This is a genomic window from Actinopolymorpha sp. B17G11 (assembly GCF_040196095.1).
Lineage (GTDB): Bacteria > Actinomycetota > Actinomycetes > Propionibacteriales > Actinopolymorphaceae > Thermasporomyces.
The window spans coordinates 92,462-107,066 of record NZ_JBEFTW010000022.1; the positions used below are offsets into that span (position 1 = coordinate 92,462).

A 14,605-nucleotide genomic window follows, 5' to 3' on the forward strand; every position below is an offset into this window, starting at 1 on the left:
GCAACAACAGACTCCGCACATAGACACGTGATCGTGTCGTGAGGTTCTGCGCCGCATAGGCGCCTTCCCCTTCATCATCACGGGCTGGCGCGGCCGCCCGCAGTCGCAGCGGCGTGGCAGGCACCGTAGCCTTCCGCGCGGGCGACGATCCTGCCCGCCTCGATGCGTACGGCCGCTTCGGTGGCGTCGCTGACCGCAGGGACACCGGCAGCGGCGGCAAGGGCACCGGTTTCGTCGTACACGATCTGCAACCGTGGCCACGTCGACGGCGGGAACGCCTGGCGGAGGCAGACGCGGAAGTCGGCGATGGTCAAGCGGGCAAGGGGAATCAGTTCGCGCGGCGCGCTGGAGACGAGGACCGCCGTGACGTCGGCACCGGACGGTGCGGCGCGCACGGCTTCCTCGATGGCCGCGAGCCGGTGCAGGCCGAGGACCGCGACCACGCCGTCGCCGCGGAGGCGCGCAGGCTCTCCGTGGATCGCATCGGTCGCGGGCAGCGGCGACCAGCCGTCATCGGCCGCTCGCGCAGGAGGAACGTAGGGAAGGTGCGTGGGCTGCCACCGCTCGTCGAGTTCGAGAGCGGCCAGCTGTCCGCAGGCCCGGATGACGTTGAACGGCTCGACGAACCCGGGTGCCGTGGCGGCCAGCTGGCTGGCGCCCTGCAACGTCGTGAGGACGGCTTCGGCGACCCCGACCAGGCGGCCGGCGCCACGGGACGGTGGGCGTAGCCGCTCCAGCGCGAGCCCGAGCACGAGTGCGTCGAGCCTCATCAGTTGTGCGTACGGATGGCGCGTCCGCTCGTCGGCCGCGACCTCAGGCATCAGGTCCATGCCGAGCAGGCCAGCGCTGCGCTGGGTGTCCGTGGCGAGGGGAAGACGGGCGAGCCACGCACGGCTGAACGCCTCGAGCGCCTCCTGGACGGTCTCGCCGGCGGGCGGGAGTGCCTCCTCGGGCACACGTTCGGCGTCCTCGGCAAGGACCGCGAAGTAGAGCGCCCGCTTGCCAGGAAAGTTGGAGTAGACAGCACCGCGGGTGAGCTCCGCGCGCTCGGCGATGCTGTCGACCTTGGCCGCGCGAAATCCGCGCTCGATGAACTCGTCGCGAGCAGCGGCCAGCACCTTCGCGCGGTTGCGCCCCTGCATCTCCGCCCTGGTGAGCCGGGCCATTGAGTTCCCCTGCTTCCTGCGGTGGCCGGTCCGGGGCCCCGGTGCAAACGTCGACTTTCCGGTCGTTGCCATGCGGCTCGAGCCAAGATACCGTCACCATTGAAATGATGTGAACATCTGCCATGACCATCTGACAGATCGCAAGGAGTGCACATGACCGATCTCGAGCTAGCTGTGGACGGCGTGCCGGAGATTGATCTGACCGACATCGAGGTCCTGCGCGATCCGTTCACCGCCTACGGCGCGGCGCGCGAGCGGTCGCCGATGGCGCGGATCCAGATCCCCGGCATCGGCCCGGTCTGGGTCGTCACCCGGCATGCAGACGCGAAGGCGATGCTGAGCGATCCGCGGTTCGAGATCAACGCCGACAGCTTCACACCGCCGCCCGGCATCCCCGCCGAATGTCTGCCGTACATGCGGACCATGGCCGAGATGAACGGGCCCGAGCACATGCGGCTGCGGAGGCTGGTCGCGCCGGCATTCTCCGTACGCCGGGCCGCGGAGTTCCGTCCACGGATCGAGCGGATCGTCGAAATCCTGCTCGACGGCCTGCCCGGCAACGGCGAGGCAGCCGGCGATGGCTCGGTTGACCTGCTGCGGCATTTCGCCCGGCCGCTGCCGGTCGAGGTGATCTGCGAGCTGGTCGGCATCGCCGAGCCCGACCGTCCGCGGTGGCGGGACTACGGCGCCCTGGTCGCGGCAGGCGTAGGTCAGGGGTTCGCCGAGGCAGTCCCAGGAATCATCAACGGCGCCAAAGCCGCGATCGCCCGCCGACGCGACGAGATCGCGGACGACCTGCTCTCCGACCTCATCCGAGCGCAGGCCGAGGACGGCGACCGCCTCAGCGACACCGAGCTGGTCACCCTGGTCTGGCACCTCGTCCTCGCGGGACAGACGCCGACGAACCTCATCGCCAATTCCGTACGCGCACTCCTCGCCCACCCCGACCAGCTCACCGCGCTACGTGCGGATTCGGCTCTCATCCCTCGCGCTGTGGAGGAGCTGATCCGCTGGTGCGGTCCGACTCTCCTGACGATTCCCCGGTACGCACGCGAGGATGTCGAGCTCGGCGGGGTCCTCGTCGCCAAAGGCGCACCGGTCACAACTTCCGTCGCCGCCGCCAACCGGGATCCGCGGGCGTTCGCCGGCACCGGGGCCCAGCCGGACCAGCTGGACATCCGCCGGACCGTCACACCACCGGGGCACCTGGGCCTCGGTCACGGTCCGCACTTCTGCCTCGGGTCGGCCGTGGCTCGCGTGGAGACCGAGGTCGCACTCGCCGGGCTGCTGCGGCGCTTTCCGGATCTCGCGTTGGCCGTACCGCCGGAGGACGTGGACCACGTCCCAGACCCGGGCACCTGGCGGCTGGCGTCACTGCCGGTCACCCTCTGATACAGGCCTGCCGCCGGCACCCCACGACCGCCAGCGGCTCGGCGCCGACTGAGACGTCGCCCGTGTGTCGGCCGGTCCGATGTAAGTCCGCTGTAAGTGCGGGTCTGGAACGCTCGTCCTTTCAAAGCGTCTTCGAGACGGAGGACTGGTGGCGTTCTACGTCGACCCCGACGGGTTGTATGGCTACAGCGCGCTTCTTGGCCAGTACGCGAAGGACGCCGAGTACCTGCAGCGATATCTGACCAGCGGCGACCTCGGCGCCTGGCAGCTGGCCGTTCATGTGCCGAACTCCTACGCCGCAAACCTCGTCGGCACGCTCCACGCCTACCTCCTCGTTCGCGCAGACGTCCGCCTCGGCCACATGAGGAGAGTCGCCAACGGTAGTGCGGAAGCATTGAACAGCGCAGGCCACTTCTACGTCTACACAGATCGCGAGTCGGCCGAGAAGCTCGAGCAATATTATCCGGATACCGTCAATCACTACGGTGTCCCGGATGGCAGCGCCAAGGATCCACACGTGGTCTTCGAAGTCGACGAAGACGGCGTCGTCGATCTTGTCACCGAAGCCGAGCGCAAGGACGCCGACGACGATCTCGGGATAGACCTCAACTCCGTTCAGAAGGAACTGGACTTCTGGTCGAACCTCCTGAGTCCGAGTCACTGGGTCCGGAAGATCCTCAAGGCCGGCTACGGCATCGATCCGGTCGAAGAGGTGATGGAGTTCTACGTCGGCAACTGGGAGGCCTGGCGAGACGCTGCCAAGGCATGGCGCCGATGCGGCACTGCCGTCCATCACATGTGGGCGTTCCAAGCCAGGGAATACACTCATCTCGCCGACTACTGGCGGGGACGTGCGCAAGGAGCCGCGGAAGACCACTTCGCGAGCTTCGCCGCCGCCACTGAAGCGGAAATCGACTACTACAAGTCGTATCTGTTCGACGGCTATCGGAGCATCGCCGAGCATCTCTTCGAGGTACACCAGATCGTGAGCCAGTGCATCAATATCATCCTCGACCTCGCGATTCCCCTTGGCTGGGCCGGTCTGACCCGGTTGTTCATCAAGGGCGGCGAGGCTCTCGAACTGATCGAGCACGCCTTGAACCTCATTGCCCAGACACTGGGGTGGGCGAAAGAGGGCCTTGAAGAGCGGGCCAGGCCACTCTTCAAGGAGGAGCCGCCCTGCCGCATGGAGTCGATCGTCGTCTACGACCATCCAGAGAAGAAGTGGTGACCACGATGTCAGAGCTCGATGCGATCCGGGTGAAGGCCCACGAACTGACAAGTCGAGCCCGAGCCGCCCGCCAGGAAGCGATCGAGGCCGCGCTGACGTCGAGCGACCCACGAGTACGCGAAATGGCCGACGAGCTCGCATCGGGTCGCCAGTCCTCGGTCGAGATGCTGTCCAACTCGGCCTACAATGAGATCTTCCAAGACGCGATGGAGACAACAGACTCGCTCCGCCCACCCGCCGAGGACACCACTGCCGGTGACCCGGAACTCAGTCCCTGACGTAGAACTGCTCGGGTCCCACGGGCGCGGGGTCAGGATAGAGCGAACCTTCCGGAATCGGCTCGGGGACGTTGCGAAACGTGTCCTGCACGATCGAATAGCGACCTGCGATCAGTACCGTTCCGATGGTGTAGAACTCGTCGGCGGAAATGCGCAGGATCTCGCCAAAGAGCCGACGCCGCTCGGCATCGTCGGCGGTCGTCTTGATCGTGTCGTACAACTCCATCTGTTCGAGCGGTGCGGCCGGTGGCTTCTCGCCCGCCTCACCATCGGTGGCGTACCAGTCCGCCCATTGCCGGGCGTAGTAGCAGCGGCCACCCACCGGGAAGAACCAACCAGGATCAAGAATCGCGTCCCGCAGCCCGTTCTCGGCGCTGTAGATGACGGCATCGTGCTGATTGGCGAAAAGTCGTTCCCAGTACAGCGGCCCACCCTGCGACTTCACCTTCATCTCGACGCCGACAGCCTTCCAGTATCCCTGGATCAGCTCGGCTGTGGACGGGTAGCTCGGGTCGAAACCGGTCGGAAGTTCGACAGTGAAAGTGATCCGCTCGCCGTCCGGACGCAGCCGGAATCCGCTGTCGTCCCGCTCCGTGTAGCCGGCTCGGTCGAGATGGTCATTGGCTTTCGCCACGTCGTACTCGGTGTACTGCCTGGCCAACTGCTCGTCGTAGAAGTCCGACTCCGGTCGGGGCGCCGACTGATAGGGCTCGCCCTGACGCTGGTGCACGGCCTTGATGAGTTCGGATCGGTTGATGGCGTAGGAAAGCCCGATCCGAAAGTCCTTGTTCTGAAACACCTCGCGCAGCTGCCGGTTCTGGTGGGTGAGGTTGAGGCAGATCACACCTCCGTTGATGTCCGAGGTCAACTGGTCGATGAGGTGGTAGCCGCCCTTCTCGGCGTTCTGTGCGAAGACCGGCTTGTTGGCCGGCGTCAGGACGTCGGTCGAGGGAAGGCTGAACTCCCCGTTGCTCGCCCGCAGGGTCGCGGTTTCGGGACTCGTCACCACCTCGATGACCACCTGATCGAGATATGGCAGCTGGCTACCGTCGGGGTCGGTCTTCCAGTAGTACGGGTTTCGCTTGGCCACCAGGCGATTCTTCGTCAGCGCGGTGGAGACGACCCATGGGAGAAGGACGGGCAGGTCGGGGTTCTGCCAGATCGCAAGACCAGAGGTGCCGTCTCCCCCCTTGCCGAAGTAGAGCTCGCTCCACTTGGTGAGCTTCGCCTCCTTCACGAGCGCGTCGACATCGGGCGTGTAGGTCTTGTGGAACTGTCGCAGGTAGTGCTTGGGCGTCGCCGCGAGAAGGTTGCCCTCCGGACTTGCCAGGTGCTCCAGAAAGAACGCGTGCGGCTCGGCGAAGGTGAACCTGCACGTGACGTCATCCACCTTCTCGAACTTCGCCGGCGTGCCTCCGGGGGCGAGCCACTGGGGAAAGACTGGCGAGAGTTCCTTGTTGCTGAAGACGTCAACGTATGCGAATGCGATGTCGTCGGTGGTGAACGGCTTGCCGTCCGACCATTTCATTCCCTTGCGCAGGTGGAGCGTGTATTCCTTGCCCTCGGCCGCCACATCCCAGGACACCACGTTCGGGATGATGCCGGTGAAGTCGGGTGCCCAGCGCACGAGGCCGTCGTAGCCGATGTTCTCGTAGACCGACGCACCGTCGATGCCCTGGATGAAGGTGTTCCACGTCCCGCCGTAGACGCCGACCTCCTGCGCTGGCTCGACCACGAGCGGCTCCTCCGGCAGACGGTTCTTGACCGGTGGCAGTGCGCCGGCCTTCACCTGGGCGGCGAGTTCGGGCGCCTCCTTGCCCTTCTTGCCGCGCGGGCCCCCGTTCCTGTCGCTCGCCGGATCCGTGCTCAACAGGTCGCATCCGACCAAGGACGTCGTGGCGAGCACGGCGCCGCCTGCGGAGCGGAGAACATCCCGCCGGGTCGGTCTGTGCGCCCCCAGGTCTCCGATCGACATCCGGTCCCCCTCCAGGTTCCACCCGTTCACGTCGCGTGGTAGTACGCCACGCTGTTTACAACGTTGGAGTCCCGAAGTCTGATGATCCTGCGATCCGACGTCAATCGAGCTGCACCAATCTGGCCACGCGTCCTGGCCGGTTCGGGCCAGTCCGCCACGACACCCGCGGGAGACACGGGACGTCCTATGCTCGATGTCATCATGTCGACTTCGGGACCGACGGCCACCCGGCCCGCTCGCCCCCCGGCGATCACCCGAGCGCTGCTCGTTTGCGGCGTGATCGCGGGCCCACTGTTCACGTTGGCGTGGGTCGTCGAGGGTGCCACCCGGGCCGACTACAACCCGGTGCGCCATCCGGTCAGTTCCCTGGCACTCGGAGCGTACGGATGGACGCAGGTCGCCAACTTTCTCGTCGCCGGCATCCTGTCGGTGGCCTTTGCGGTCGGACTGTGGCGCGCACTGCGACCTTGGGGCGGTTCGACGTGGGGACCTGTGCTGATAGGTGCGTACGGCATCGGCCTGATGGGCGCGGGAATCTTCCCCACCGATCCCGTGAGCGGCTATCCACCCGGCACCCCTGACCAGCTCGTCGAGTACACCAGCGTGCCTGCCCTCCTTCATGATCTGTTCTCGATCCCGGTGTTCGTGGGTCTGCCGATCGCCTGTTTCGTGTTCGTACGCCGATTCAACCGGTGGGGAGAGCGCGGGTGGGCGATCTACTCGGCACTGACCGGCGTCGTCTTCACAATCGGGTTCGTTCTTGCCAGTCTGGCTTTTGGCCAGGTTGCCGGTCTGCTCGAGATCGGTGGACTGCTCCAGCGCCTCACCATCACCGTCGGGTGGACGTGGCTGCTGCTGTTGGCCGTTCTCCTGCCGAGGGACCGTTCGTTGCGATCCTGATCACGAAAGGAAGGGCGTGCATGCACATCGATCTCGGAGGACGCGTCGCCATCGTGACCGGTGGCGGACGCGGTATCGGACGCGCGCTCGTGCTGCGGTTGGCGAACGAAGGCGTCACCACGGTCGCCATCGACGTCAACCAGGAAGATCTCGACGCTCTCGGTGCCGAACTCGCCGACATCGGCGTACCCTCCAGCCAGTTCGTCGGCGACGTCACCGACCTCGACCGCATTCAGGAGGTGGTCGACGAGGTCGTACGCCGCCACGGGCGAATCGACATCCTCGTCAACAATGCCGGCGTCGCCGCGGGAGGTCCGGTCGACACCCTCCCGGTGGAGCGGTGGCACTCCTGCCACGACGTCAACCTGACCGGCACGTTCCACATGTGCAAGGCGGTCATCCCGGTGATGAAGAAGCAGCGCTCGGGGCGGATCATCAACGCGTCGTCGTTCGCCGCGATCGTCCCCAGCGTGGGAGGCGCGGCGTACGCATCCGCCAAGGCCGCCGTCGCACACTTCACGCGCGCCATCGCCGGTGAGCTCGGCCCGTGGAACATCACCGCGAACGCCTACGCCCCCGGAATGATCCCCACCGACATGAACCACTTCGCCGAACGCCCCGACGAGGTCCAGGACCGGCTTCTGGATCTGCTGACCATCCGCCGATGGGGCTCGCCTGAGGACATCGCCCACCTGGTGTGTTTCCTCGCGTCCGACCAGGCGGAGTACATCACCGGCACGCTCATCGACGTGAGCGGCGGCAAGCTCGCCACCCAGCGGCCGCGGACCGCTTATGACATGAGTGCCTCGTAGACGAACAGCTCGGTTCCTGATCCTTCATCCCCGTCATCGGGAGCGGCCAACAGGCGCAAGGTCTCATTGACAACCTCGAGTGCCACGGGGTTGCGCGTCATCACGTGGCCGGCGCTCGAGAAGTACGGGAACGGGATCTGGTGGAGGATCCGGTTGTCCCGCAGGTCGCGCAGCACGACGGAGCCCAGTTCGTAGCGGCCGCCGTCAGAGGTCGGTAGGGATGCCACACCGGTGCAGATCTGCTTGCGCCAGCCGACATAGTTGGCGTCCTGCACGGCGACCAGGTGATCCTCGTTCGCCTGGCGTGCAAGAGTTGTGCCGTTGGGCGTCCACTGGTACATCGCGCGGGCGTCCCAGCTCATCCCGTGCAGGTTTCCGGTGATCCGGTCGCGCACCACCGCACTGATGTGGTCATCGATCTCGAATGCCGGCGAGACCTGCGCCGTCGACGGATCGAACCGATAGATGATGGCCCTGCTGTCCGGGCGATACTCCGCGACCGGCACCCACACCGACTCACCGTCGAAGTCGATGCCACCCGGGTGGTAGACCGTGCCGTCTCCGATCTCGATGTCGGCTCGCAGATTTCCGTCGCGATCCATGAGGAGGAGATGGCCGATTCCCTTGCCAGGCGTACGATCGTGGCCGTCGGCGAGCTGCGGGCGCCGCACTGGCCACTCGACCACCTCGACCGTGGACAGCGCAATCGTGTCGCCGATCAGGGCGAGACCCTGCGGATGATGGGTCGGGAACCGCAGGGGGATGCTGCGGTTGAGCCGCCAGCGGGTCGCAGCGGTTGTTCTGGCAAAAGCCACCGTCACCGGATCATCCGCGGGTACAGCCTGCGCATTGTCTGAGGCCACGTCGCTCTCCACTGGATACCAACGCCTGGTCCTGGTACAACCTACCGACGCCCGATCCCTGCTCCGGCGGGGTGGACCTGACGTCGATTGCGACACATGAGGCTGGGCCTGTATATGGACTGGACGATGTCTTTCCAGAGGCTCCGGATTCTACTTATTACGAGAAACACGCGAATCTGACGATGTACGGAGTCGGCTCCTACTGTTCCGAGAAGATGCGCACGTTGGCCCTGGGAGACTGGAACGCGTTCGGGTTCCTGTACTGGGCCACCAGCTAGAGCCACCGCCCAAGAAGGTGACGGATGCGCGGCGCAAATAGGGGCGTCGGCCAGGCAACCGGCCGACGCCACTGAGGCGTCAGAGGGGTATGCGGAGCCGAGCCACAGCAGTTCTCCTACTTCTCGCCCTCACCGCATTGCCAACCTGCCGCCCTGAGACCGCGGACCGGACTGTTGCAGCGGACAACAGCCAGAAGCCAATCCCATCCGGTGACTCTATGCTCGCAGTGGCGGCGGCCAACGACCAAACGACTGGCAGTCACGCCGACGAGTTCTTCGCCGAAGCCGCCCTTCGCACCGCCTCCGGTCAGGTCGTCGGAACAGCCAGCGAGTGGCAAGCAGATCGACTTATCTTCAAAGGGCTGGCACGCGGCAACGAGTACGTGATCGAAATGCGGGTACGGTCGTGCGGCGACGGCGAATGCGCCAACGAACGCTCAAGCGGCGACAGGACCGACGAGCATGCCGACTGTTCCAAACGTCGGGGGCGCTGCCACAACTGTGCAGGTCCTCCTGCTTGATGGCGCTGAACCATGCGTGTTCGACAAATGGCAAAGATCAACCCTCATCGTCGACAGCCCTGCTCGCCGGTGAACGCGGTGGGCAGGGCCATTCGTTACATCTCGCACACCGGCAGACACAATATGTAGGCCTTGCCGTGTCGCAGACGATGACGCCGTCGCCCTCGCCAGGGTGTGTAGCCCGGCATCCGCTTCATCGCCGCACCTGGAAACAGGCATCGGTTCCGGGCACGCTGCATCCGCCGGTCGCCGCCCGCCATGGCGGTCCTCGCCCTGCGGCCACCTGTGGGATCGGACGACGATCCGGTGAGTGCGGGCCGGCGGCAAAGGCGGTACTGATCTCGTGCTCCCGTGGCACGGAATTCCTTTGCTCGCAGACAACGTGGGGTTTGCGTACGACCGTGGATTCCTTGCGTCCGGCGTCCTTCTCGTCGTTGCCGGCCTACTCATCTGTTCATCAGCAGGAGCGGAGGGTAGGTACTCCTAGGCCGGGAAAGTCATGGGGGTTCCAGAGTGACTGACAGCGACGCCGACCGCGCCCACAGTCTCGAGGATGCGAGTGCGCAGGATTGGCTGGGTTCCAACCAGGACCCCGACGTCTTCCTGAGCATTCCCGACCTCGGAGTCGAGAAGATCACCCTCAACGTGGAAGACCTCGAGGCACACGTGGACCTGCACGCGAAAGTGCTGGACATCGTGGAGATTCATGTCGGCGCGGACGCCACCCTCGGCAAGGTGGAGCTGAACATCGAGAACGTCAGCGCCCAGGCCATGCTCAAGGTGAAGCTCGACAAGGTGGCACAGATCGTCGACCGGGTGATGCGGACCATCGACAACAACCCCGAGATCCTGACGTCCCTGACGAGACCCATCGGCCGAGGTGTGGAGAAGGTCGGCCAGGGTGCTGGTGAAGGGGTCCGGGAGGTCGGCCGTGGCGCTGGTGAAGGGGTCCGGGAGGTCGCCCAGGGTGCGGGCGAAGGCGTGCGGGAGGTCGGCCGAGGCGCCGGCGAAGGTGTAGGCGAGGTCGGCCGAGGCGCCGGCGAAGGCGTGCGGGAGGTCGGCCGAGGAGCCGGGAAGGGCGCCAGCGAGGTCGGCCAGGGTGTCGGGGACGCGGGCAGGAGCGCGGGGGAAGGCGTCCGCGACGTCGCCGGGAAGACCCCGCTGCCGGCTGACGATTCGCCGCAGGTCGAGACCGCCTACGACGCCGACTACGACGAGGTGGACGAGGGTCGGACCGTGCCGAGGCAACACCGCGGGCGAGGACGTCACTGACACGGCCCCAGGTCTAGGGCGTTGTGTCCTGAGGACGCATCCGGGACGATGGGGCAGGCGGGGGGCTGCGTCAGACGTTCGACAAAGGGGCCGCCATGGACACCGACCGCCAGCTTTCCCCGCGGATGCGTCGCCGGAGCATGCGGTGACGGCCGACGCCGCGTCGCCTCCCGACGCCGCGTCGCCTCCCGACGCCGTAACCGGTTCCGCCAGCCACGCCGACGACGGCGCCAACCGCGCCGCCGGCAGCCCTGGAACTACCAGGTTCAGCCTCAACGGCCAGCGCCACGACGTCGACGCGCCGGTGGGCCAGACCCTCGCGGAGGTCCTCCGCGAGGACCTCGGCTTCACCGGCACCAAGGTCGCCTGCGGCGAAGGCCACTGCGGCGCCTGCACGGTCCTCGTCGACGGCAGGCCTACCTTGTCGTGCCTCACCCTCGCCCACAGCGTCGATGGCGCCGAGATCACCACGATCGAGGGCCTCCGTGAGCACCCGATGGTCGACGCGTTCGTCCGCTGTGACGCCCTGCAGTGTGGATTCTGTACGCCCGGACAGATCGTGTCCGCCGCCGCCCTCGTGGAGGGCAACCCCGAGCCGACCCGGGAGGAGATCCGGCACGCGATGGCCGGGAACATCTGCCGGTGCGGCGCCTACCCCAAGATCGAGGAGGCGATCCTCTCGTGGCGCGCCTGATCAAGACCGAGAAGGAAGTCGAAGGCCGGTACGAAACGATCTGGCTGGTGGTCGACGAGGACTCGCTCGACCAGTGGCCGGCCGGTCCGCGCGACGTCGTCGGACGCCCGGCGCTGCGCAAGTCCGCGCCGGCCCGCGCCAGGGGTGAGGCGATCTACACCGCCGACGTACGCCTGCCCGGCATGCTGCACGCGGCCGTTCTGCGTTCGCCCCACGCCCATGCCCGGGTACGCGCGATCGACCTCACCCGCGCGCTCGACGCACCCGGCGTCCGCGGCGCGATCGGGCCCGGCGACGCGCCCGAGGTCGACGAGCTGGCCGGCTACCACGGCGCGCCCGTCGCCGCCCTCGCCGCGGACAGCTTCGCCCAGGCCCGGGCCGCGCTGGACCTGGTCGAGGTCGACTGGGAGGTCCTGGAGCCGGTCCTCGACCCGGACGAAGCCGTACGGCAAAAGCACTTCACCTCCGACCCCCGCCACTATGCCCGCGGCGACTTCGACACCGCGCTCGCCGAGGCCGACGTCGTGGTCGAGTCGGAGTACCGCACCCAGACCGTGCTGCACAACTCGCTCGAGACCCACCAGTCCGTGTGTGCATGGGAGGGCGACACGCTCGTCGTCCACACGTCCACCCAGGACATCTGGGGCGTCCGCAGCGGCGTCGCCCGCGCGCTGAAGGTTCCCGCCGACAAGGTGCGGGTGATCTGCGAGTACATGGGCGGCGGCTTCGGCGCCAAGAACGACGCCGGCCACTACACGTTCATCGCGGCCGAGCTCGCCAGACGCACCGGCCGTCCCGTTCGTTGCGCGCTCACCCGCCGGGAGGAGAACCTCGCCGCCGGCAACCGCAACGCCACCATCCAACGCCTCACGATCGGCGCCAAGCGCGACGGCACGATCGTCGCGCTCGGCGGCGACTTTGTGGCGGCCCTCGGGTGGAACGGCTGGATGGCCTCGACCGCCGGCCCGATGCAGACGCTGTACGCCTGCCCGAACGTGCGTACCGTCGAGTACGCCGCCAAGCTCAACACCCCACCGATGGCGGCGTTCCGCGCACCCGGGTTCGTCGAGGGGACGTTCGGCCTGGAGTGCTTGGTCGACGAGCTTGCGGTGAAGCTGAAGATGGACCCGCTGGAGGTGCGCCGCCGCAACTACTCCAGCTCGGACCCGGCGTCCGGTGTGACGTACTCCGCCAACCACCTGCTGGACTGCTACGACCTCGCCGACAAGCACTGGGACCGCCGACACGACGTACGCGCCCGCAGCGAGGGACCGTGGCGGCGGGGCGTCGGTCTGGCGAGCCAGATCTGGTACGGCGGCGGCGGCCCCCCGTCGTATGCGTGGGTGCGGGTCGGTTCCGATGCCCGCGCCACCGTGGTGACGGCCATGCAGGACATCGGCACCGGCTCACGCACAGCCATGTCGCAGATCGCGGCCGAGGAGCTCGGTTTCCCCTTGGAGAGCGTCGACCTGGTGCTCGGCAACACCGATCGGGGGCCGTACGCGGTTGCCGCGGCCGGCTCGTCGACGACCCCGTCGATGGGCCCGGCGGTGCGCGCTGCCGCCGGCGACGCGCGGCGGCAGATCCTCGACATCGCGGCCCAGCGGTACGAACGCACGCCGGAGGAGCTGAGCCTGCGGGCCGGTCGGATCGAGACGGCCGACGGCGCCGAGTCGTGGCCGGTCGAGGAGCTTCTCGGCCTGCTCGGCAACGCGCAGATCCTCGGCACCGGCGCGCGTGGCCCCAACCCCACCGGCATGGGTGTCCACACCTTCGGGGTGCAGGTCGCCGAGGTGGCGGTCGACATCGAGACCGGCGAGATCCGGGTGGAGCGGCTGGCCGCGATCCACGACGTCGGCCGGGTCATCAACCCCCTGGGCGCGTCGAGCCAGCTCGAGGGCGGTGTGATCCAGGGCATCGGGCACACCCTGTCCGAGGAACGGCTGCTCGACCCCGCCACCGGTGTCGTCCTCACCCAGACGCTCGACAGCTACCGGATGCCGACGATCGCCGACGTCCCCGAGATCATCACCGAGCTCGTCGACGTCCCCGATCCGAACCTCACCAGCCTCGGCGCGAAGGGACTGGGCGAGCCGCCGATCATCCCGACCGCCGCCGCCATCGCCAACGCCATTCGGGACGCGACCGGAGCCGACGTCCACGAGCTCCCGATCGACCGCGAGGAGATGCTCCGGGCGCTCCGCGACGCGGCCGACCGAGCCAACAGAGCCGACCGGGCCGACCGGGCCGACAACAAGGCAGCGAGGGAACGCCATGAAGCTCCAGCGACTGTCTAGCCTCGACGCGGCCGAGCTGGGCGGGGCCGGGTTCGACAACGGTTCGGTGCCCCTCGCCGGCGGCACCGACGTCGTACCGCTCCTCCGCGACGGGCTGCTCTCGGCCGACACCCTCGTCGACGTGCGTGCGGTCGTGCCACGCGGAATCGAGTCGTACGACGGTGCAGACGGGCAGGGCGGGGGTGTGCGGATCGGCGCGGGCACCACGCTCGCCGAGCTGGAACACGCCCCCGAAAGCGTCCCGGATGCGCTGCGGGAGGCCTGCCGGCTGTCCGCGTCCCCGCAGATCCGCGGCATGGGGTCGATCGCCGGCAACCTGCTGCAGGCGACCCGCTGCTGGTACTGGCGGCTCGGCCAGAGCTGCTGGCTGGCCGGCGGCGACCGGTGCCTCGCCCGCGCCGGCCGCGGCGACGAGCACGCCGTGTTCGGCAACAGCCACTGCTCGTCGGCACATCCGTCCGACCCGGCGGCCGCGCTGGTCGCTCTGGGGGCGACGGTCCGTACCACCCAACGGGAACTCCCTCTCGCCGACCTGTATCGGCTCCCGACCGACGACAACCGCAGCAACACCACGCTCCGGCGGGGCGAACTGATCCTCGAGCTCGACGTGCCCCGGCCGGACGCCAGCACCTACCTCAAGGCGATGGACCGGGCGCGGTATGCGTTCCCGCTCGTGGGTGTGGCGGCGGTACGGCGAGGCGACGACGTACGCATCGCCCTCGCCGGCGTCGCGCCGATCCCCTGGCTGCTGGGGTCTCCCGACGGCGGGCTCAGCGGTGCGACCCCGCTGCCGGGTTCGGCGTTCAAGATCGAGCTGGGCGAAGCGCTCGTCCGGCGCGCCCGCGACGCGATCGTGCCGATCTCGTAGAAGGGCTACCACCGCGAACCCTTATCCGACGTACGCGGGATCCCCGCGCCGCCACGCG

General features: G+C 67.6%; 13 protein-coding genes. 10 read left to right on the forward strand and 3 right to left on the reverse strand.

The window, feature by feature from the left end:
- Positions 1 to 77 precede the first annotated feature (77 nt).
- Positions 78 to 1,166, reverse strand: a complete 1,089-nt coding sequence (locus ABN028_RS21780; protein WP_349697901.1) for a TetR/AcrR family transcriptional regulator — start codon at positions 1,164 to 1,166, stop codon at positions 78 to 80.
- 153 nt (positions 1,167 to 1,319) lie between these two features.
- Here ABN028_RS21780 and ABN028_RS21785 point away from each other — a divergent pair, with 153 nt between their 5' ends.
- The 3 genes from ABN028_RS21785 (at position 1,320) to ABN028_RS21795 (ending at position 4,067) form a co-directional block, all read left to right on the forward strand.
- A complete protein-coding gene (locus tag ABN028_RS21785; RefSeq protein ID WP_349697902.1) occupies positions 1,320 to 2,558 on the forward strand; it encodes a cytochrome P450 family protein in 1,239 nt (412 codons plus the stop codon).
- 148 nt (positions 2,559 to 2,706) lie between these two features.
- Entirely contained in the window at positions 2,707 to 3,789 is a 1,083-nt protein-coding gene (locus tag ABN028_RS21790; RefSeq protein ID WP_349697903.1) for a hypothetical protein, read from the forward strand.
- Positions 3,790 to 3,794: 5 nt separating this feature from the next.
- Positions 3,795 to 4,067, forward strand: coding sequence for a hypothetical protein (locus ABN028_RS21795; RefSeq protein WP_349697904.1), 273 nt, complete (start codon positions 3,795 to 3,797; stop codon positions 4,065 to 4,067).
- Here ABN028_RS21795 and ABN028_RS21800 read toward each other — a convergent pair.
- Positions 4,057 to 6,042 carry an ABC transporter substrate-binding protein gene (locus ABN028_RS21800; RefSeq protein WP_349697905.1) on the reverse strand — a complete coding sequence of 662 codons (1,986 nt, stop codon included), beginning with the start codon at positions 6,040 to 6,042 and terminating at the stop codon, positions 4,057 to 4,059. The genes ABN028_RS21795 and ABN028_RS21800 overlap by 11 nt on opposite strands.
- A gap of 201 nt (positions 6,043 to 6,243) precedes the next feature.
- Here ABN028_RS21800 and ABN028_RS21805 point away from each other — a divergent pair, with 201 nt between their 5' ends.
- On the forward strand, positions 6,244 to 6,942 hold the full coding sequence (locus ABN028_RS21805) for a DUF998 domain-containing protein (RefSeq protein ID WP_349697906.1): 699 nt from the start codon (positions 6,244 to 6,246) through the stop codon (positions 6,940 to 6,942).
- Between the two features lie 20 nt (positions 6,943 to 6,962).
- The gene (locus tag ABN028_RS21810) at positions 6,963 to 7,754 is read left to right on the forward strand and encodes an SDR family NAD(P)-dependent oxidoreductase (RefSeq protein ID WP_349697907.1); all 792 of its coding nucleotides are present in this window, start codon (positions 6,963 to 6,965) and stop codon (positions 7,752 to 7,754) included.
- On the opposite strand, the gene ABN028_RS21815 is transcribed toward ABN028_RS21810, so the two are convergent.
- On the reverse strand, positions 7,733 to 8,575 hold the full coding sequence (locus tag ABN028_RS21815) for a DUF6454 family protein (RefSeq protein WP_349697908.1): 843 nt from the start codon (positions 8,573 to 8,575) through the stop codon (positions 7,733 to 7,735). The two genes, ABN028_RS21810 and ABN028_RS21815, sit on opposite strands and share 22 nt — an antisense overlap.
- A 538-nt stretch (positions 8,576 to 9,113) precedes the next feature.
- Here ABN028_RS21815 and ABN028_RS21820 point away from each other — a divergent pair.
- From ABN028_RS21820 to ABN028_RS21840, 5 genes are all read left to right on the forward strand, one after another.
- Complete coding sequence (locus tag ABN028_RS21820) at positions 9,114 to 9,416, forward strand: hypothetical protein (protein WP_349697909.1); 303 nt, start codon at positions 9,114 to 9,116, stop codon at positions 9,414 to 9,416.
- A 513-nt stretch (positions 9,417 to 9,929) separates the two neighbouring features.
- Positions 9,930 to 10,688 (forward strand): hypothetical protein, encoded by a 759-nt coding sequence (locus ABN028_RS21825; RefSeq protein WP_349697910.1) that lies wholly within the window; start codon positions 9,930 to 9,932, stop codon positions 10,686 to 10,688.
- Between the two features lie 145 nt (positions 10,689 to 10,833).
- Positions 10,834 to 11,382, forward strand: coding sequence for a (2Fe-2S)-binding protein (locus ABN028_RS21830; protein WP_349697911.1), 549 nt, complete (start codon positions 10,834 to 10,836; stop codon positions 11,380 to 11,382).
- On the forward strand, positions 11,370 to 13,679 hold the full coding sequence (locus tag ABN028_RS21835; protein WP_349330907.1) for a xanthine dehydrogenase family protein molybdopterin-binding subunit: 2,310 nt from the start codon (positions 11,370 to 11,372) through the stop codon (positions 13,677 to 13,679). The genes ABN028_RS21830 and ABN028_RS21835 overlap by 13 nt, the downstream gene beginning before the upstream one ends.
- A complete protein-coding gene (locus ABN028_RS21840; protein WP_349697912.1) occupies positions 13,657 to 14,547 on the forward strand; it encodes an FAD binding domain-containing protein in 891 nt (296 codons plus the stop codon). Before ABN028_RS21835 ends, ABN028_RS21840 begins: the two co-directional genes overlap by 23 nt.
- Positions 14,548 to 14,605: the final 58 nt, after the last annotated feature.